At 52.4% G+C, this 19,634-nt stretch carries 20 protein-coding genes; 14 read left to right on the top strand and 6 right to left on the bottom strand.

Translation table 11 applies throughout. The features are described 5' to 3' along the window. The first annotated feature begins 182 nt into the window (after nt 1-182). A complete protein-coding gene (locus tag CCE92_RS05680; RefSeq protein WP_088006556.1) occupies nt 183-1,523 on the top strand; it encodes a sodium-dependent transporter in 1,341 nt (446 codons plus the stop codon). 96 nt (nt 1,524-1,619) lie between these two features. Next, the gene (locus tag CCE92_RS05675; protein WP_088006555.1) at nt 1,620-1,865 is read left to right on the top strand and encodes a helix-turn-helix domain-containing protein; all 246 of its coding nucleotides are present in this window, start codon (nt 1,620-1,622) and stop codon (nt 1,863-1,865) included. A 143-nt stretch (nt 1,866-2,008) separates the two neighbouring features. On the opposite strand, the gene CCE92_RS05670 is transcribed toward CCE92_RS05675, so the two are convergent. Further along, on the bottom strand, nt 2,009-3,967 hold the full coding sequence (locus tag CCE92_RS05670; RefSeq protein ID WP_241535887.1) for an iron ABC transporter permease: 1,959 nt from the start codon (nt 3,965-3,967) through the stop codon (nt 2,009-2,011). Then, on the bottom strand, nt 3,967-4,947 hold the full coding sequence (locus CCE92_RS05665; protein ID WP_088006553.1) for an ABC transporter substrate-binding protein: 981 nt from the start codon (nt 4,945-4,947) through the stop codon (nt 3,967-3,969). The genes CCE92_RS05670 and CCE92_RS05665 overlap by 1 nt, the downstream gene beginning before the upstream one ends. 206 nt (nt 4,948-5,153) lie before the next feature. Between CCE92_RS05665 and CCE92_RS05660 the strand changes: the two genes are divergently transcribed. Together CCE92_RS05660 and CCE92_RS05655 are read left to right on the top strand one after the other, a co-directional pair. Continuing rightward, on the top strand, nt 5,154-5,981 hold the full coding sequence (locus CCE92_RS05660) for an ABC transporter ATP-binding protein (protein ID WP_088006552.1): 828 nt from the start codon (nt 5,154-5,156) through the stop codon (nt 5,979-5,981). Further along, nucleotides 5,982-6,632 carry a hypothetical protein gene (locus CCE92_RS05655; protein WP_088006551.1) on the top strand — a complete coding sequence of 217 codons (651 nt, stop codon included), beginning with the start codon at nt 5,982-5,984 and terminating at the stop codon, nt 6,630-6,632. A gap of 718 nt (nt 6,633-7,350) precedes the next feature. Here CCE92_RS05655 and CCE92_RS05650 read toward each other — a convergent pair. Next, nucleotides 7,351-7,611, bottom strand: a complete 261-nt coding sequence (locus tag CCE92_RS05650; RefSeq protein ID WP_088006550.1) for a DUF1871 family protein — start codon at nt 7,609-7,611, stop codon at nt 7,351-7,353. Between the two features lie 79 nt (nt 7,612-7,690). On the opposite strand from CCE92_RS05650, the gene CCE92_RS05645 reads away from it, so the two are divergent. Beyond that, the gene (locus CCE92_RS05645) at nt 7,691-8,857 is read left to right on the top strand and encodes a MalY/PatB family protein (protein WP_175578072.1); all 1,167 of its coding nucleotides are present in this window, start codon (nt 7,691-7,693) and stop codon (nt 8,855-8,857) included. 72 nt (nt 8,858-8,929) lie between these two features. Here CCE92_RS05645 and CCE92_RS05640 read toward each other — a convergent pair whose 3' ends face one another. Together CCE92_RS05640 and CCE92_RS05635 are read right to left on the bottom strand one after the other, a co-directional pair. Then, nucleotides 8,930-9,139, bottom strand: a complete 210-nt coding sequence (locus tag CCE92_RS05640; RefSeq protein WP_088006548.1) for a hypothetical protein — start codon at nt 9,137-9,139, stop codon at nt 8,930-8,932. Nucleotides 9,140-9,157: 18 nt separating this feature from the next. Continuing rightward, nucleotides 9,158-9,751, bottom strand: a complete 594-nt coding sequence (locus CCE92_RS05635; protein ID WP_088006547.1) for a peptidylprolyl isomerase — start codon at nt 9,749-9,751, stop codon at nt 9,158-9,160. A gap of 158 nt (nt 9,752-9,909) precedes the next feature. Here CCE92_RS05635 and CCE92_RS05630 point away from each other — a divergent pair, with 158 nt between their 5' ends. Together CCE92_RS05630 and CCE92_RS05625 are read left to right on the top strand one after the other, a co-directional pair. Next, nucleotides 9,910-11,139 (top strand): MFS transporter, encoded by a 1,230-nt coding sequence (locus CCE92_RS05630; RefSeq protein WP_088006546.1) that lies wholly within the window; start codon nt 9,910-9,912, stop codon nt 11,137-11,139. A 58-nt stretch (nt 11,140-11,197) separates the two neighbouring features. After that, nucleotides 11,198-13,045 (top strand): transglycosylase domain-containing protein, encoded by a 1,848-nt coding sequence (locus tag CCE92_RS05625; RefSeq protein ID WP_088006545.1) that lies wholly within the window; start codon nt 11,198-11,200, stop codon nt 13,043-13,045. A gap of 102 nt (nt 13,046-13,147) precedes the next feature. On the opposite strand, the gene CCE92_RS05620 is transcribed toward CCE92_RS05625, so the two are convergent. Then, entirely contained in the window at nt 13,148-13,714 is a 567-nt protein-coding gene (locus CCE92_RS05620) for a DUF5366 family protein (protein WP_088006544.1), read from the bottom strand. Nucleotides 13,715-13,867: 153 nt separating this feature from the next. Between CCE92_RS05620 and CCE92_RS05615 the strand changes: the two genes are divergently transcribed. Genes CCE92_RS05615 through mnhG form a run of 7 tightly spaced genes read left to right on the top strand, consistent with a single transcriptional unit; the run spans nt 13,868 to nt 19,619 of the window. After that, nucleotides 13,868-16,282 (top strand): Na+/H+ antiporter subunit A, encoded by a 2,415-nt coding sequence (locus tag CCE92_RS05615; RefSeq protein WP_088006543.1) that lies wholly within the window; start codon nt 13,868-13,870, stop codon nt 16,280-16,282. Further along, the gene (locus CCE92_RS05610) at nt 16,269-16,691 is read left to right on the top strand and encodes a Na(+)/H(+) antiporter subunit B (RefSeq protein WP_088006542.1); all 423 of its coding nucleotides are present in this window, start codon (nt 16,269-16,271) and stop codon (nt 16,689-16,691) included. Before CCE92_RS05615 ends, CCE92_RS05610 begins: the two co-directional genes overlap by 14 nt. Further along, on the top strand, nt 16,691-17,038 hold the full coding sequence (locus CCE92_RS05605) for a Na(+)/H(+) antiporter subunit C (protein WP_088006541.1): 348 nt from the start codon (nt 16,691-16,693) through the stop codon (nt 17,036-17,038). The genes CCE92_RS05610 and CCE92_RS05605 overlap by 1 nt, the downstream gene beginning before the upstream one ends. Continuing rightward, nucleotides 17,031-18,512, top strand: a complete 1,482-nt coding sequence (locus tag CCE92_RS05600) for a Na+/H+ antiporter subunit D (protein WP_088006540.1) — start codon at nt 17,031-17,033, stop codon at nt 18,510-18,512. The genes CCE92_RS05605 and CCE92_RS05600 overlap by 8 nt, the downstream gene beginning before the upstream one ends. Nucleotides 18,513-18,518: 6 nt before the next feature. Continuing rightward, nucleotides 18,519-18,998, top strand: a complete 480-nt coding sequence (locus CCE92_RS05595; protein ID WP_088006539.1) for a Na+/H+ antiporter subunit E — start codon at nt 18,519-18,521, stop codon at nt 18,996-18,998. After that, a complete protein-coding gene (locus CCE92_RS05590; protein WP_088006538.1) occupies nt 18,995-19,276 on the top strand; it encodes a Na(+)/H(+) antiporter subunit F1 in 282 nt (93 codons plus the stop codon). Before CCE92_RS05595 ends, CCE92_RS05590 begins: the two co-directional genes overlap by 4 nt. Next, on the top strand, nt 19,254-19,619 hold the full coding sequence (gene mnhG, locus CCE92_RS05585) for a monovalent cation/H(+) antiporter subunit G (RefSeq protein WP_175578068.1): 366 nt from the start codon (nt 19,254-19,256) through the stop codon (nt 19,617-19,619). The genes CCE92_RS05590 and mnhG overlap by 23 nt, the downstream gene beginning before the upstream one ends. Nucleotides 19,620-19,634 lie beyond the last annotated feature (15 nt).

Genomic DNA, 19,634 nt, shown 5'->3' with positions numbered 1-19,634 from the left:
GTTTCCGCCTCCCGGGAATAGCCAGTCTGCTGCCTGGTTAGGCAGTGAATTCTTTTTTCTTATTATTCTGGCTGTTTCCTCTATTATAAAGGAGATTCGGTTTGCTGTTATAAAAAAGTCTATTTTTTTCAGACCCTTTCCTGTAGAATGGGTAAATCTAATTGCCTTAAGGAGTGGAATTCATGCAGCAACGAGAACAATGGACATCCAAGATCGGTTTCATACTTGCCGCCGCCGGAAGCGCGATCGGCTTAGGAGCGATCTGGAAATTCCCTTATGAAACCGGGACAAACGGCGGGAGCGTATTCATCCTCCTGTTCATTATCAGCACACTGGCAATCGGACTTCCCGTTCTGCTCGCCGAATTCGTCATCGGACGGCGCGGGCAGGCGGATGCTGTGACCGGGCTGAAAAAACTTGCACCGAAAACCCCTTGGTTCTTGATCGGCTGGTCAGGTTTCATTTTTTCGTTTATCATCCTGTCTTTCTACAGCGTCGTCGGCGGCTGGATTTTGTCGTATCTGGTCCGTTCTCTGGCATTCAATTTATCGGGTTTCGGTGATGAGGGGTATGGTGAGCTGTTTAATTCAATTATCGCAAATCCGTTTGAAGTGCTCATTGCCCAAGCGGCATTCATGTTCCTGACGATCTGGATCGTGCAGGGCGGAATCAAGGATGGAATCGAGCGGGCGAGCAAATTCATGATGCCGGCGCTGCTTATTTTCCTGCTGATCCTGATGGCCCGTTCCCTGACGCTCGACGGTGCAATGGAAGGCATTCGGTTCATGCTGGTACCGGACTGGTCCTTCCTTACATTCGAAACGGCACTGATCGCCCTCGGACAGGCATTTTTCTCTTTGAGCGTCGGTGTTGCCGGGATGATCACTTACGCATCGTACTTGTCGAAGTCGGAAAACCTCGGCCGCTCCGCCCTGAGTGTCGCCGGATTGAATATCGGCGTGTCAATTATGGCGGGTTTGATCATTTTCCCGGCGGTATTCGCGCTGGGCTATGAGCCCAATGCCGGCCCCGGCCTTGTTTTCATCATTTTGCCGGCCATATTCGACCAGCTGTTCATGGGCCAATTCCTGATCATCATTTTCTTTGTCCTGCTGCTGTTCGCCACTTTGACATCATCGATTTCAATGCTTGAGATCGTCGTATCCATCGGTGTGAAGGATCGATACAATAAACGCCAGCGTCTTTCCTGGTTTTATGGCACGCTTATTTTCCTGGTCGGGATACCGAGCGCCCTTTCTTTCGGCGTATTGGCTGACCCGTATGTATTCGGTTTCACGTTTTTCGATTTTGCTGACCTGCTGACCAGCCGGATCGGACTTCCGCTCGGTGCGTTCTTCATTTCATTGTTCGCGGGTTATGTCCTATCCAGGCAGGCAAAAGAATCGGAGCTGAGCAGCACTTCCGTCTGGACGGATATCTGGCAAGTACTGATCCGTTATGCAGCCCCGATCGCCATAGCTGTTGTCTTTATCCAAGGGATAGCCGCCATTTTAACGCAATGAATCTTTATGCGCCAATTCACATATACACTTATGACTCACTTTTGTGCTATACTGGAACTATCCGGACATCCCACTTTGAAAAGGAGGGCTAACGCTATGAAAGACAACCTGCATACACAGCTCAGACTGATCAGAGAAGAGCGAAACATGTCACTGGAAGAATTGTCCCTCAAAGCCCGTGTTGGTGCGGCCCGCCTCCAGGCTTACGAGGCTGGCACGGAGATTCCTTCCGCACAGACGATTCTCCGGCTCTCTAATGCCCTGGAAGTTCCTGTACTTAATCTGCTGGATGGCATCGATGCAATCGTTGACGCTAATGATGCCGCCAAGCAAAAATCTTAATAACGGAACAGCTGCTGTTCCCTGCTCCAAAAAAAGTGCGCTTCCGCAGTGGAAGCGCACTTTTCTGTCTTATGGATTCTCTTTCTGCCTTTTTTATTTTTATTCCGCAGCAGCGCTCATGGATTCGGATTTCCTGATGGCCATCACTTCATTTTTCTGAGCAAATAAAGGAGGTAAGGGGTTCCGATCAGCGCCACGACCAGCCCGCTCGGAATATCCTGCGGGGCAATGACGGTTCGGCCGATGAAATCCGCCAGGACGAGGAGCAGTCCGCCCAGCAAACCGGACGAGACCATGAGCGGCAGATGCCGGAATCCCACCAGCCGCCGGGCGATATGCGGAGCCACGAGCCCGATGAAACCGATCGTTCCGACAAGGGCAACCGCCGCTGTACTGATCGCCACCCCTACAATAAGCGCGCCTACCCGGACCTTCCGGACATTTAAACCAAGGCCGGAAGCCACTTCGTCGCCGAATGTGAGCGTATCGAGGCTCCTGGTTATATAGACGGCCGGGAACAGGAACAGGATGAACAGGAGGACGGCAAACTGGACATCTTCCCAGCTTTTCGCATACGTGCTGCCAGAGAGCCAGACCAGCGCGGAAGCGACAGCCAGTTCCGCTTTTACGATAAGGACTTGTGTAGCTGCTGAGCCGAATGCGGAAATGGCGATTCCCATCAGTGCGACAAGCATCGGCTGAAAATTATTTTTCCATGCTGTAACCAGAATGATTCCGAGAGCGGCCATGGCGCCGGCAGCTGCTCCAAGCGGCAGGAACGCTACAGGCACGGCCGGATACACGACCATGAGGAGCATGGCGCCTGCCCCTCCCATAGAAGTGACCCCGAGCACGCCGGCATCAGCCAGCGGATTACGCAGAACGCCCTGCAGAATGACTCCGGTGATGGCCAGCATGATTCCGACGATGAAGGCCGTCAGTACACGGGGAACACGGAAAATCCAAACCGCCGGCGATGTCCAGTCTAGCGTCCATTCAGAACCATTGAAGCTGAAGGCTGCCACAAGGGATACGGCCAGCAGTAATAACAAGACGGGCACCAGGACCCGCATGCGGACAGGTTTCAGAGTACCGCCCATCTGCCGGTCCCCGCGTTTCATGGAGCGCGCAGTCCGCCAGGCAAGATACAATAACCAAGGCCCGCCGATCAGCGCCGTCATAGCACCTGCCGGCACTTCCTGACCGGGCTGGATCAGCCTGCCCAACACATCTGCTCCGATCAGCAGGACGCTGCCCCAGAGAAAAGAATGGACAAAAATCGCCAGGTGGCCTCTGACTCCCATCATCCGGACGATATGGGGAGCCATGAGACCGACGAATCCGATCGGGCCCACTACACTGACGGTCGCTGCGGCGAGCACAATAGCCGCCCCCCACGCCGACAGCTTGATGATTTGGACGTTCTGTCCGAGTGATGAAGCGACATCTTCACCGAGGGCGAAGATATCCATCGGTTTGGCCAGGATTAAAATGACTATGTATGCCGCAGCAATCACGGGAGCCGCAAACAGTACGCCACTCCAATTAAGCTGGACGAGCGTCCCTGCCCCCCAAAGGAAAAGGCCGTTGGTTTCATTTTCGAAAAGCAGCTGCAAAGCGCCAGTCAAAGAGGCGAAAAGCAATGAAACAATCATTCCGGTCAGCGCCACACGGACAGGATCCATTTTCTTGCCGGACAGCAGCAAGACGAGCCCCGCGGATGCCGCAGCGCCGATGAGCGCTGTCAGAAACGGGAAACTGCCCAATAACCCGGGAAAGAAAATGATGGAAAGGACAACAAAAAAGAAAGCACCTGCGTTAATTCCCAGCGTGCTGGGTGCTGCAAGCGGGTTATTTGTAAGTGTCTGGAGAGCCGCGCCGGAAGCAGCCAACGCGCCGCCCGCCAGAATCCCGATCGCCAGTCTCGGCAGCCTGAGAGATAATACGATGTCCTGGACCCGCCCTTCCTGCCACACGTTCCTGACGAGTTCCGCAGCCGTATAATCCGCCTGCCCTTGAGTGAGGTGGACAACCGCCAGCACTGAAAGCAGGAAAAAGCCCCCTGTCAGAGAGACAAAGGACTTCTTTTTTCCCTTCTTCATCATTCAGCCACCATGGTATCGACCACTTGGTCTACGAGCGTCATCGCCGAAAGCGGTCCGCCATACAGCCAGGTGTCCGGGCCGAGATTGAACAGGCGGTCTTCTTTGACGAAGGCCAGGTTGTTCCAGACCGGATTATCCGCCAGCTGGTTCTGGTAAATATTGTCTTCATCCGGCACTGTATAAAGGTAATTGGCATCTTCATACTGCACAAGCCCTTCGACACCGAACGTGCTGGATCCAAACACTTCATACTGTTCCGGCTCGTGGACATTGTTCAGACCGATCTTTTCAAGAATCATCGAAGCCATGGAGTTCGGCGTGAACACCCGGATTTCCGGTGCTTGCGGTCCGGTATACGCCAGCGTCAGAATAAAGTCTTCCGTTTCAAGTTCTGCTGCTTCGATTTCGGCAGCAGCTTCCTCGTATTTTGCATCCAGTGCAGCGAGCACTTCTTCCGCTTTCTCTTCCTTTCCGACCGCTTCTGCCATCTCATTGAACGTGGTCACCATTTCATCGTACAGGTTCACGTTCTCTTCTTCTTCAGGATATGGATTGAACAGGACGGTCGGAGCAATCTGCTCCAGCTGCTCGAGCATCGTCTCATGACGGAAATCCACCCCGATGATCAAATCCGGATCCAGTTCAGCGATCGCTTCCAAGTTCGGCTCCGATCGGCCGCCGACATCCACAACTGTATCCGCGACTTGCGGTTCGATGTTCACGTAGTCTCCGTAAGCATCGATTTCAGCCATTCCTGCCGGCTGTACCCCCAGTGCAAGCAGGTTCTCAGCGTATGTCCACTCCAGGACCACCACTTTCTCAGCCGGTTCTTCGAGTGTCACTTCCCCGTTGGATCCTTCAATTACAATCGGCTCCCCGCCTTCTGCGGCCGCTTCCGGCTCAGCTGCTTCCTCTTCACTGCATGCCCCTAGCGCCAGGATAAGTGCGAGCGCCGGCAGTGCTGCTACCTTTTTCATTTATCGGTTCCCTCCAGCTGTCATTTGATAATCATTCTCAAAGCTTCTTTATTGTACGAACTTCTTTTATTTTTGTAAAGGGTTTTCACAAATATGTTGAAAATCATTCTCACTTAAACTAAACTGTATGTTATGATGATTTCAATAAGAATTTGATGCACTGTCAATAAAGAAAGTCGACTCACTATATATGGAGGAATCGCGCAATGACTATCGCTGTCCGCACCAACGACCTGACAATCGGCTATGATGAACGGCTGCTGTTTGAAAATTTGAATCTGTCCATTCCAAAAGGGGAAATATCCGTTTTCGTCGGGAGCAACGGCTGCGGCAAATCGACACTCCTCCGTTCGATTGCCCGTCTCCTTAAGCCGCAGGAAGGATCGGTGGTGCTCGAAGGCAAGGACGTCCACCGGATGTCTTCCCGGGAAGTGGCGAAGAAGATGGGGATCCTTCCCCAATCGCCTGTTGCGCCGGAAGGGCTTACGGTCCACGATCTGGTCAAACAGGGACGTTATCCGCATCAGTCCTGGCTGAAACGCTGGACCGAAGAAGATACGGAAAAAGTGGAAGAAGCGATGAGAGCGACCGGCGTCGATGCGTTCCGTGACCGCGCGGTCGATGAGCTGTCAGGCGGTCAGCGGCAAAGAGCCTGGATCGCCATGACGCTCGCACAGGATACCGACATCATTCTGCTCGATGAGCCGACGACTTATTTGGACATGACTCATCAGATCGAAATCCTTGACCTGCTGTTCGAGCTGAATGAGACGCAAGGACGGACCATCGTCATGGTGCTCCATGATTTGAATCTTGCCTCCCGCTACGCCCATAACATCATTGCTATCAAAGACGGTGAAGTGTTCGGCCAAGGAACGCCTGAACGCGTCATCAGCTGTGAACTTGTCCGCGACGTTTTCGGGATGGAATGCCAGGTCGCGAAGGATCCGCTTTTCGGAACTCCGCACTGCATCCCATTCGGACGGGGCCGCTGCATCGTCCCTGAAATCCGGGAAGCTTCGGGCGGCAATTGAATGGAAGGGCTCGCACAGTTCCAGTTTTTCCTGGAGGAGTCCCCGAATGGATTCATGACATTGGCCGATGGACTCGGAACGAGGAGTGAAGAACTGCTCGCTGAGGTCGCCGGCCATGCGGATGCCCCGACAACAGCCGTAGCGGCCTCGATCTTTATGAGGCGCTTCGGCCTTTTCATTGCCGGCCAGCTATACTTACTGGCAAACGGAAAAGTCTGGGACGGACCCGCTGAAGAAATTCGTCTGATCAAGTCAGCACATGGCATATCGTTCGCAGGCTCTCCCCGCTTTTTGCGGAACCGTCAGGAAGGCGATCTGTCAATGGTGTTGAAGGAGCAGGCACTGCCCGCTGTAGAAGCTATCCGAAAGTCCGGAAACGTATCGAAACTCATCCTCTGGGAAAACATTTGGGGATATGTCATCTGGATGTACAGTATGGAGCACACTGCCGCGGCTTCAGAGGATTCCGGTAAACTACTTGATGATTCTTTCTGGCAGCCGGAAATGAAACGTTCATTTTTCCGCCAGTTCCTGGGCGGCCGGACGCTGGCCGAATCCCAAGCCGATTACCGGCGGGTCACTTGCTGTCTTTATAAGGAATTGCCCGGAACGGATAAATGTCCGTACTGCCCATTAAACAACCGGAACTGAAACACGAAAAAACGGTCCGCCGAGGCGGACCGTTTTTTCAGATTGTTGAGAAAGAAGCAGTAACCATTTTACATCCTCAATTCTGCTCTGTTTTCAGAAGAACCTGCCGGTTCAGAAAAGGGGGGAACCCGGCCCTTTCCGCAAGGCCCGCAGGATGCGGGTCAGGGGACCGAAGCGACAGGAAGTCGCGCATTTCGGTTCCCTTCCTCTCGAGCCTCCTCACGCGCTGTGCGCGTTCCGGGGTCTCTCCCCTCCGTTATTCTGCAGGAAAGGCTTGTCCGAACTGTGTGAGGACAGCCTTTGCGACGAGCAGCAGAGCTGCGCAGGAGCAGGCGGTCCTTGGCCGGACTTCCTCCCCCTTTTCTTTCCGTCGCCTTTTTCTGAAGAGAACAGGCGATGACTGATTGGCCCCTTCTGTTCCATGCTTACTAGAATTCTCTGAAAAGCTGAAGTCAGTGGCTGACCGGGACAGTTTCCGTGAAACATCCGGATTCCTAGCCTCTGTACAGGCAGGATCGCCGCAAAACCGCCAGCCGATGTGAAGGGACGGATCCTGTGAGACGCCTGCGAGCAGCCCCGGCAAAGATACTGCCAGGGCTGTTTGCGACGAGCTTGCGCAGGAGCAGGTGTTTTCATGCGACGAGCTTGCGCAGGAGCAGGCGAGCGTATCCGGAGTGAAACAGATGGCCATTGGCTACCCAATCTCTTTTTCAGTCAGTCAAATGATGCGTTTCGCTTCGAATTTGACCGCTAGGAGTTTATACGAAATTTCCACGCACTTCTCGATCGGAATCCATTGTTCATGGAATGACTCGTAAATGAGCTGTATGCTTTTTGCCAAATCGGTCGGATCGTCAATTCCCTGCAAGGCGGCCAGGACTTCTGTTATTTCCGCCCCGTATTTCCCACTCCCGAAATCATACGGATCCCAGATACTCAGAAGTTCGCTGGCTTTTCTGTTCATTTCCACTGTTTCCATTTCCTCACCTTACAACTTTCCGTCGTCAACAGCTATAATAGCATAGAAACAAAAAAAGGAAAGAGGGAGATGGTTGACGATGTTCACAGTGTCCTATGACCGCAGAAACACCAATTCAGTAAAATGGGATATGTTGACGGAAGTATATGGAATCGAAGATGCATCCGGAATCTTGCCGATGTGGGTGGCCGACATGGATTTCCCTATTCCGCAAGCAGTGACCGATGCGCTGAAACGGCGGCTTGAACATCCTATTTTCGGCTATACATATGAAGGCGAGGAACTCCGCTCTTCCGTCGCGGGATGGCTCGCGGACCGCCATGGCTGGAAAGTGGAGAAGGAATGGCTGCTGTTCAGACATGGAGTGATCCCGGCCATAGCGGATATCCTGGAGACATTTACGGAACCTGGCAGCAAAGTGGCCGTCACACCACCGGTTTATCCTCCCTTTTTCAGTCTGCCGGAGAAACTGAACCGGGAAGTCCTTTTCTGTCCGCTGACAGAGCAGAATGGGGTTTATTCCATGAATTTCGATGAGTTCGCAAACGTCCTGCGGGATGCGGACGTGTTCATTTTATGCAATCCCCATAACCCGGGCGGCAAAAGCTGGAGCGGAGAGGAACTGAAGGAGATGATCCGGCTTTGCGCGGAACACGATGTGCTGATCATTTCCGATGAAATCCATGCGGACCTCGTGCACGAACCGAACCGCCACCTCCCAGCTGTCTCCGTTGCCGGAAAAGATGCGGGACGGATCATCACGTGCATTGCGCCGACCAAAACATTCAACCTGGCAGCACTTCAGGCATCGGCCGTCATTGTGCCGGATGCTGATAAACGGCAGCGGCTGCAGGATTATATGACCGCCCACGGCAGTTACTTTATCAGCGCTCTCGGAGCGGAAGCGATGCGCGCCGCCTACAGTGAGGGCGGACCGTGGCTGGATGGATTGAAGAGCACCCTAACCGAAAACATCGACACAGCGATTCGGGAATTGACCGACAGTCTCCCCGGTATCCGGATTCCGTATCCGGAGGCTACTTATTTGCTGTGGATCGATATCCGCGGCCTCGGCTATTCTGAAAAAGAAGCGATGGACAGACTGCTGAAGATCGGAAAAGTCGCCCTCGAACCCGGCACGAAATACGGACCGGGCGGTGAAGGCTTTCTCCGGATGAATATCGCCTGCCCTCCTTCCGTGCTCCAGGACGGAGTCAGCCGGATTGTCCGCGCATTAAGCAAATGACAATAACTGCTGAAGCCGCAGGAATGGCGGCCAAAGACATACCTCGGCTCATGAAAAAGAACCGGAAACCGCTCATTCAGGCGGTTTCCGGTTCTTTCGTTCCCGCATGATGCGGTCTTCGATCTCTTTCGTCTTTTCCTCTTCACGCTTCGATTTTTTCAAAATCCAGCGAAACGCAAGGACAGCGATGACCATGATCAGCACGAACTCAATGGCCGCCGGTATATATTCCGACTTATCTTCCGGAAAATACAGAAACGGCATGAGAATTGTCCAATCCATTCTTTACACTTCCCGTTTTTATTTTTGGTGGATGTCGATCGATTCGATCTTGATTTCTTCGCGGGGCTTATCCTGGGCATTCGTTTCAGCCGAAGCGATTGCATCGACGGTATCCATCCCTTCGATCACTTGGCCGAACACGGTATGGCGGTGGTCCAGGTGCGGGGTGCCTCCGCGTTCTTTGTAAGCTTCCACGACTTCGGACGGATACCCCGCCTGCTGCATCTGCCGGTCGATTCCCGGGCTCAGATCGGCATTCTGGACAATAAAAAACTGGCTCCCGTTCGTCCCGGGACCTGCATTCGCCATGGACAGCGCTCCGCGGAAATTGAACAGTTCTCTGGAGAATTCATCTTCGAACGTGCTTCCATAAATGCTTTCGCCGCCCATCCCGGTTCCGGTCGGGTCGCCGCCCTGGACCATGAACCCATCAATCACCCGATGGAAGATAATTCCGTCATAATAACCGTTCTCTGCATGGGTCAGGAAATTTTCGACTGTTTTCGGTGCGTACTCCGGAAACAGTTTGATTTTGACCGGACCTTTTGTCGTATTCATTGTCACAAGCGCTTCATTCGGCGCCACGTCATTCGTCAACTGTGGATATGCCATTCATAATCTCTCCTTTTCGATAGCGGACTGATCTTTTTTCCTGCTCAAGTTTATCATACTTGTCCGATTAATTCAGTTTCGGCCCCTCGTTCTTTTTTCGGGTACCGAACTATTATATAATAAAATCATCATCGGATTTTCAGAATGGGGCGTTTCAGTTGGACAATCAAAAAAAGAACTTCGTTATCATGTGGATCGCGAATTTCCTGGTAGCCGGAAGCGCCACTATGATCATGCCCTTCCTTTCCTTATATATCGAGACATTCGGCAATCATTCGGATGACTTCGTCCAGCGGTGGTCGGGGCTTGTTTTCGGTGTCACATTCGTTGCCGCGCTGATCATGTCCCCCGTTTGGGGCAGGATCGCTGATAAGTATGGATACAAACCGATTCTTGTTTTCACGGCGATGGGGATCGCCATGAGTATTTTCCTGATGGGCTTTACGGATACAGTTTATGAATTGTTCCTCCTCCGTCTTTTTATGGGCATAGTCACCGGATTCATCCCGACTTCCCTCGCTTTCATTTCTTCACAGACACCGAAGGAATCAGCAGGACGGACGCTTGGCACGCTTCAGATGGGCAGTGTGACAGGCACGCTGTTCGGGCCCGTGCTCGGCGGTCTCCTAGCCGATACAGTCGGCTTCCAGTACACGTTCATCCTGACAGCGTGCGCCATCGCTTCGGCTTCCCTCCTTGTTCTGACCGGAGTAAAAGAACGGAAACGAACCAAAGATCACGGTTCCCATATTTATAAAAGAGGAACGGTCTTCCAGGGAATTCTGCATCACCGGCTGATGATCAATGTCATGATCATCAGTGCGCTCATTCAAATCGGCAATTTCAGCATCCAGCCCCTCCTTTCACTCTATGTCGCGGAGCTGACGGCGGCGGAAGACGTCGCGCTTCTTGCCGGCGTCACATTCAGCGCCACCGGGGTCGGCAACCTGCTGTTCGCCAGACGCTGGGGCCGGATTGGAGATTCCATCGGCTACGAAAAAGTGCTAAGCATCCTTCTGGTCCTCGCCTGCTGCTTTATCATCCCTCAGGCTTTCGTTACTGAACTGTGGCAGCTTATCATCCTCCGTTTCCTTTATGGCATAGCTGTGGGCGGTATGATTCCCACGACGACCGCTCTCATGCGCCGCGAAGCACCCATCGATATTCAAGGCGAAGTCATGGGCTACAACACCAGTTTCCGTTTCCTCGGCAATATCATCGGGCCGGTGTTCGGCGGTTTTGTCAGCGGGCTGATCGGCATTTCTTCCGTCTTTCTCGTAACCGGCTCCCTGTTTGTTTTAGCTTTCGTATTTCTGCGGTTCACGGTGAAACAGCCGGATCAGGATTTTGAGGACGTGCTGCTGGAGCAGGAACTGCTGAAAGAGTGATTCCGAACCCTTCGCCACTGTGGTATTCTTATAGTATTTACCGAATGGGGGAGTATCATTGAAACGAGGGATCGGTTTTCTTCTCCTTTTCGTCATGTTCGCTTCCCTGTCTGTCCTGTTCATCAGCATCAGCCAGCAGGCGGCGGAAGCCCGGCGGATGAATGCTGCCGTCCGTGAGAATCTGCAGGCACTCCCCGTCCGCTATCCGGAGCCGATTGTTTTCCTGGATGCCCACGGCGAAGTCTTCCACGAAGACTATACCCAATTCCGCTCACCCTTGCCCTTGGGCGATATCCCCGTTTTCATCCGCCGGCTGTTCATTGCGAATGAAGATGCGGATTTTTATGATCACATCGGATTTGACGCGGGCGGAATTCTGCGGGCCATTGCGGCGAACGCGGAACGCGGCGGAATGAGCGAAGGGGCCAGCACCATTACACAGCAGCTGGCGCGGATGCGTTACCTGACTTCCGAAAAAACCTATGAACGGAAAGCGGAAGAGCTTTTTCTCGCGCGGAGCTTGGAGAGCAGTATGTCCAAAGATGAGATTTTTGAAGCTTATTTAAATGAGATGTATTTTTCAAATGGTGTGTATGGAATCGGTGCTGCCAGTCTGTACTACTTCAGCCGACCGCTTGCAGATCTTAATGAAGCGGAAATGGCTTTTATTGCGGCTATTCCGAATAACCCTTCCCTGTATGATCCCCTGAAGAACTTCAGCGCTACAAAAGAGCGGCAGGAAAGGCTGCTGGAAGCGATGCCGATTACTGAGGAAAAAAGGAACGCGCTGGCTGCCCAGTCGATCGTACTGAATGTCAAAACTAAAAAGACGGACGCCCCAGCCTATGCCTCTTTTGTGCTCAATGAATTACGGCAGCTGATCAGCGAGGCAGAAGGATTTTCTGAACAGCTCAGATCTGGATCGGCCCAGAAACGGGCGGCCGCCCAAAAAGCGCTGGATCTCGCCGTTTCGGATACACTTTCCCGTGGCGCAGTAATCGAGACGGCCATGCAGCCGGTGAAACAAGAGCAAGTGGCAGCAGCGGTCCGCCGGCATACAGCACCTCATCACGTTGAGGGCGCCGCGGTGGCCGTGAGCAATGATCTGCGGGAAGTTGCCGCCATAGCCGGCGGATCCCAATATCAAGAAGCCGGGTTCAACCGCGCCTATCAGGCCATTCGGCCGCCGGCGTCCGCTTTCAAACCGCTGGCCGTCTACGCTCCGCTGTTCGAGGAAACGCGCCTTCCCCTCTCTTCGAAAGTCAGCGGCGGTCCATATTGTGCCGATGGATTTTGTCCGGACAATTACGGCGACGCCTGGTATGGAGAGGTTACACTTCTGGAAGCTTTCCGGAACAGTTATAACACGCCAGCGCTCCGACTGTTTCATTCAATAGGAGCTGAAAAAGTTTTCAATTACCTGGAACCGTTCGGCTTCGCCTATCTCACTTCCAGCGACAAGGGACCTGCGTCATCGATCGGCGGCCTGGAGCGCGGCGTCACCCCTTATGAGCTCGCGGGGGCTTATACGTCATTCATCGATGGATTTTACCGGCCGCCACGCAGCATCCGGAGTGTGAAGTCCAGAACCGGCGAAGTTCTGTACGAATGGCCGGAGCATGAACTTGCAGTCTGGCATCCGGAAACAGTCCGGAAAATCCGCATCATGCTCGCTGAGACTGTGAAAAGCGGCACTGCTGCATCTGTCATGGAGTCGACATCCTATACAGGCGCAAAAACAGGGACGACAAATAATTTTCATGATTACTGGATTGCCGGACTGAATGACCGGTATACGGCAGCAGTCTGGGTCGGCACAGACACACCTGAAAACCTTCAGCGCCTGGAAAGGCAAGAACTTCAGATGGCCATTTTTTCCGAAGTCCTAAAGCCAGTCCGATACTAGCCCTGCGTTGCCTGAAGAAATCACTCCGGCGGACAGATTTTGATTCATCATTATAACGATAAAAAGCCTGTCTGCTCACAGACGGGCTTTTTTAGGCGGAGATCATGATTCCAGGAAAGGAAGGCTGTTCACGAGACCATTGTATATCCGCAGCGCTGCATAAATCACCAGGGCACAGAACAGGCTCCATGCAAGAATTTCGAACAGAAGCACTCCAGCTGTCCCGGCCGCTCCCAATGCCGGACTGAATCGATATACAGTGAAGACGAAATAAATGAACAGACTGATGAAAAAAGAAGCCAGCAGCAGACTCCACGAACCGACAGCAGCGACAGAAATGAGCGCTCCGATGAAAGGGATAATCAACCCTGCTCCTCCCGGATTCACCTGAACAGTTTCGTGGTCCCGCATGAAAAACAGGAGACTCAGACTATGGATGGTTTCGGCCATCAGTTTCAGCGCTGCCAGCAGCATGAAGACAGCGAGGCTGCATATGATCAGCAAAAAGAGCCGGAGCTGAATATCGGACAAAAACTCCCGCATCCCGGTATAGAGTCCCACCTTTTTCAGCAGCTCCAGCGTTTCCGTGACCGCGAAAACACCGAATGTCAGGCTATACAGTAAAATCGTGATGAATGGCATATATCCGTACAAATAAGGGTTTTTCATCTTTTATCTCCTATGTCACTATCCGATGCTTATCCACTATATCGCCACAAATCGCTTTCATTCAAGTCCTTTAGCGTGCCAGCAATGCAAAGCGCTCTTTTTTACGTTATACTTTTTTTGTTACGCGTTCTACAGAAGGGAAGGAGGATTCTATTGACACCTGTGTTTTTTGTTTTTCTGCCTATTGTCCTGGCATTTTTTATTCCGATTCTGTTTAAAAAACTTCCTCAAATCCATACCGGCTGGTTCGTGCTTGCCGCGCCTTTGTTCTTAGTGGCGTATTATGCAGCGTTCCTGCCGGGATCGGCTGCCGGGGAAACGGTCACTTCATCATTCAGCTGGATCCCCTCCCTTGATATCGCCATCAGTTCTTATCTGGACGGATTGAGTCTGCTGTTTTCTTTGCTGATCACCGGCATCGGCTCGCTCGTCGTCCTCTACTCCATTTTCTATTTGGATAAGAACCGTGAGCAGCTGCATAACTTCTATGTATATTTGCTGATTTTCATGAGTGCGATGCTCGGGGTCGTCCAATCTGACCACCTTATTTCCCTCTATTTGTTCTGGGAGCTGACGTCCATTTCATCTTTCCTGCTGATCGGCTACTGGTATACGCGGGACCGATCTCGATTCGGCGCGATGAAATCGATGCTGATCACCGTTTTCGGCGGGCTGATGATGCTCGGAGGATTCATTCTTCTCTATCTAATGGGCGGTACATATTCCATACGGGAATTGATTGCGCAGGCACCGGAAATCGCTAACCATGATTTGTTTGTATGGTCACTCATTTTAATTTTGCTGGGTGCATTCACGAAATCCGCACAGCTGCCGTTTTACATCTGGCTGCCGGATGCCATGGAAGCACCGACACCGGTCAGTGCCTACCTCCATTCCGCGACGATGGTCAAAGCCGGCTTGTATGTGGTCGCCCGGTTCACGCCGATCTTCGCTGTCTCACCTGTCTGGATTTGGCTGGTCACCGGTATCGGCCTCCTGACCATGACGTGGGCTTCCTTTTTCGCGCTGAAGCAGCGGGATTTGAAAGGGATCCTGGCGTTTTCGACTGTCTCCCAGCTCGGCCTCATTATGTCGCTGCTCGGAGTGGCATCGGTGGCATTCCATGTCGATGGAGCGGAAAGTACGGTTTTCAAGTACGCAGCTTTCGCAGCCATCTTTCATTTGATCAACCATGCGATGTTCAAAGGGAGTCTGTTCATGGTGACGGGCATCATCGATCACGAAACCGGGACACGGGACATCCGGAAGCTCGGCGGTCTGATGGGAATTATGCCGGTCAGTTTCACGCTGGCGGTCATCGGCTCATTATCAATGGCCGGATTGCCTCCATTCAGCGGCTTCTTGAGCAAGGAAATGTTTTTGAGGGCAATGCTGTCGCTGACCGAGTTCGATCTTTTTTCATTTGAGACATGGGGCATCCTTTTCCCGGTCATTGCTTGGATCGGCAGTGTCTTCACGTTCATTTACAGCTTTTATTTTGTATTCCATACATTCGCAGGCGAACATAAACCGGAGCTCTTGCCCAAATCCGCGCATGAAGCTCCGTTCGGAATGCTGATTTCCCCAGCTGTCATGGCGGCATTGGTCGTCATTTTGTTCTTCATCCCGAATTTGCTTGCGGTCTGGTTCATCAAACCGGCAGTTCTGGCCATCCAGCCGTTCCTGTACAATGCACCGGGAGAGATCGATGTCCACGTCTCTGCCTGGCATGGGCTTCAGCCGGAGTTTTTCATGACGTTAGGCATTTATGCGGTCGGCGGTCTGATGTACTGGACCCTGCGGAAGTGGCAGCGGATATATGATGTCTTTTCGCACACATATTCGCTGAATGGCCTGTATGATTCACTCATCTATTTGAGCGATGCAGGCATGAACCGCCTCTCCGGCTTATATATGACCGGGTTCATCCGGAACTATCTCGTTTACATGTTCGGGTTCCTGATCCTGATCACACTCGGAACGCTCGGTGTGTCGGATGCGTTCGAGTTCGACTTGACGGGAACTGCTCCTATCCGAGCGTATGAAGTCATTCTCGGAATCGTCCTCGTCGCGGCGACCGTGACGATCCTTATGGCGAAGTCGAGACTGACGGCAATCATTTCGCTTGGCGCGGTCGGCTATACTGTCGCCTTGTTCTTCGTCATTTTCCGGGCTCCGGATCTTGCGCTGACACAGCTTGTTATCGAGACGATTTCGGTCGCCCTGTTCCTGCTCGCCTTTTATCACCTGCCGCAGCTCAGCCGCCACGAAGAACGGATGAAGTTCCGGTTCGGCAATGCACTGGTCGCGCTCGGTGTCGGAGTCACTATGTCGCTGGTCGCTTTCAGTGCACAAGCCCAGAAAGCACTTCCGTCGATATCCGAATATTATAAGGAAACGGTTTACACGGAAGCCGCAGGCGGCAATATCGTCAACGTCATCCTCGTGGATTACCGGGGATTTGATACACTGTTCGAAATCACTGTCCTCGGCATCGCCGCGGTAGCAATTATCGGGATGATCCGGCTGCGGCTGACAAGAAAGGAAGATGTGAATGAGAAGCAATGATGTAATCATCCAGACAGCCACAAAAGCAGTCGTTTTCATCATCCTGCTGTTCGCCATCTACATCTTCTTTGCCGGACATTATTCACCCGGCGGCGGATTTGTCGGAGGCCTGCTGGCCGCTGGCGCACTGGTCCTGCTCATGCTCGCGTTCGATATTGAAACGGTCAACCGGATCATACCGGTCGATTATGTGCAGATAGCAGCAGCGGGGCTGCTGATATCGCTTGGAACGGCTGCAGCTTCTATCCTGTTCGGTGTGCCTTTTTTCACGCACGCCCACACATACGTTTACTTGCCGCTTCTCGGTAAAACGTCTTTTCACAGCGCCACTCTGTTCGATCTGGGGGTTTTCCTGGTTGTGGTTGGTGTGACGATGATTATCATTCAAACGATTGGAGAGGATGAATAGTGGAAATTTTCATGTCCGTCCTCATCGGATTTCTGTTCATGGCAGCCGTTTACCTGATGCTGTCCAAAAGCCTGCTCCGGATCATTATCGGAACAGCTGTACTCAGCCATGGGGCTCACCTACTGATCCTGACGATGGGCGGTTTGGGCGGCAGAAAGCCTCCTGTTGTCGCGGAGGGAGTGACGGTGGCGGATTACGCAGATCCGCTTCCCCAGGCACTGATCCTGACTGCAATCGTCATTTCGTTCGCTGTCACTTCCTTTTTCCTTGTATTGGCTTATCGGGCCTATCAGGAATTAGGTACCGACAATGTCAATTTAATGAGAGGAACTGAAGACTATGATTAACCTGCCTTTAATTCCTCTGCTGATTCCCATGCTGTTTGCAGTCATTCTGCTGTTTTTCCCGAAGCGGATCATCCTGCAGCGGGCGGTTGCGACCGGTGCGCTCGCATTGACTGTCCTGGCTTCTTTCTGGCTGATATATGAAGTCTACACGGGCGGCATTCTGGCAGTGACGCTCGGAAGCTGGCCGGCACCGTTCGGCATTACACTTGTTTCGGATCTGTTTTCCGCCCTCCTGGTGTCGACATCATCCATCATTACGCTGTTTGTCGTTCTGTATAGTTTCGAGAGCATAAGGAAAGAGCGGGAGAAATTTTATTATTATCCGGGGGTCCTGTTCCTGCTGACAGGTGTGAACGGCGCATTTACGACAGGTGACATCTTCAATCTGTTCGTATTTGTCGAAGTCCTCCTTATGGCCTCTTACTTGCTGATCGTCCTCGGAGGCGAAAAGGCGCAGCTCCGTGAATCGATTAAATACATTCTGGTCAATGTGATTTCTTCGGCACTGTTTGTTTCCGCGGTCGCTTACCTTTATTCCGTTACAGGGACACTAAGCATGGCAGACCTGGCCGTGAAAATACCGCAGATTGAAGCGGTCGGCATCTTGACCGTCATCGCCGTCCTGTTTCTGGTAGTGTTCGGCTTCAAAGGCGCCATTTTCCCGCTCTATTTCTGGCTGCCTGGTTCTTATCATGCACCGCCCATGCCGGTGCTGGCCCTTTTCGGAGCCTTGCTGACAAAAGTCGGGGTGTATGCCATCATCCGCACTTATACGCTCTTTTTTACAATGAACACGGGATACACCCATGAACTGCTGTCCATTGTCGCTCTTCTTACGATCGCCGCAGGGTGTATAGGCGCCCTTGCGTATTTCGATGTTAAGAAGATCATCGTCTATAACATCATCATTGCAGTCGGGGTCATTCTGTTCGGTGCAGCACAGCTGACGGAAGCGGGCATCGACGGAGCCATCTTCTACCTCATCCATGACATGATGATCAAAGCCGCCCTGTTTTTCCTTGTCGGAATCGTTGCGATTCTGTTCGGCACTTCCGACCTTCGGAAAATGGGCGGTCTCATGAAGACCCGACCCGCCTTGGGCTGGTTCTATCTGATCGCCGCCTTCGGCCTGGCCGGCATCCCGCCTCTCAGCGGATTCCCCGGCAAACTGCTGATTGTCCAAGGAGGATTCGAGGATTTGAAATTATGGGGAAGCCTGTTCGTCCTTGCCTCCTCCCTGCTGGTCCTGATGAGTGTGATCCGGATTTTCCTTTACGCGTTTTGGGGAGACCCCGTGGAAACAGTTAAAATCAAAGAACCGGTATTCCGGCGGATGTTTTATCCTGCAGCAGGCATGGTCATTTTGACGATCGTTCTCGGAGCTGGCGCAGAATGGTTCATGCCGCTGATCTCAGGCGCGGGGGAAGTTCTCTTGAATCCATCCTTCTATATCGACGCGGTCCTAAAGGAGTAGATGTCAATGTCCGCTCAAATTCTGTTAAATTTTTTTCTGGCGCTCGTCTGGATGTTCTTGACGGTGTCTTTTACACCGTCCACATTCATCGTCGGTTACTTCCTGGGGCTGCTGCTTTTGCTCGGTATGCGCAGGTTTTTCCCCCAGCGGCTGTACGTACTCCGCATATGGGCGGTCATATCCCTGGTGTTCCTGTTTCTCAAAGAGCTGTTTTTATCCAGTGTGTCGGTGTTCCTGCTGATTCTTAAACCAAGGCTCGATATGCAGCCCGCCATTTTCGAGTATGAAACCGTCCTGAGGCGGGACTGGGAAGTGACGCTGCTGTCTTCCCTCATCACACTGACTCCGGGAACGCTCGTGCTCGCTGTATCCGACGATCAGAAGAAACTCTACATCCATGCCATTGATGCGGCCGATATCGAAGAAGCCGTCAAAAGTATTAAAGACACTTTCGAGCAGGCGATTCTGGAGGTGAGCCGTTCATGATCATATTTTTCTGGATATCCCTTATCCTTGTCAGCCTGTCCGTCGTCGGCTTGCTGATCCGGCTGATCAAGGGCCCGACAGTCCCTGATCGGGTCGTCGCGCTGGATGCGATCGGTATATCGCTCATTTCGATTGTCGCTTTGCTGTCTCTGATTTTCGAAACTGAGTTTTTTCTGGAAATCATTCTTTTGATGAGTATTCTGGCATTTATCGGGACAGCTGCGTTCGCGAAGTTCCTGGAAAGAGGTGAGGTTTTTGACCGGCGAAGTGATCGTTAACATCTTAACCATTCTGTTCATTTCCCTCGGCGTCATTTTCAGTTTGGTCACAGCTCTCGGCCTCGTGCGGCTGCCCGATATTTATACGAGGTCCCATGCTTCTTCTAAAAGTGCCACATTGGGAGTTCTCGGGGTGCTGGCAGGTGTCTTCATTTATTTCTGGCTGGCGGAAGGCCATTTCAATTCACGACTTATCCTGGCGATTGTCTTCCTGTTCATCACGTCGCCGCTGTCCGGCCACCTGATCGGACGGGCGGCTTATGTATCCGGTGTACAGCCGGCTAAAGAAACGGCGCATGATGATTTGAAGCAAGTGATTGCTGAAAAGAAACGGAACATGTAGAAAGCAGGCGGCAAT

Origin of the sequence: Indiicoccus explosivorum (assembly GCF_002167005.1) — a bacterium.
Lineage (GTDB): Bacteria > Bacillota > Bacilli > Bacillales_A > Planococcaceae > Indiicoccus > Indiicoccus explosivorum.
The sequence above is the reverse complement of the archived record's forward strand: the minus strand, read 5'-3'. Positions and strand labels throughout refer to the sequence as shown.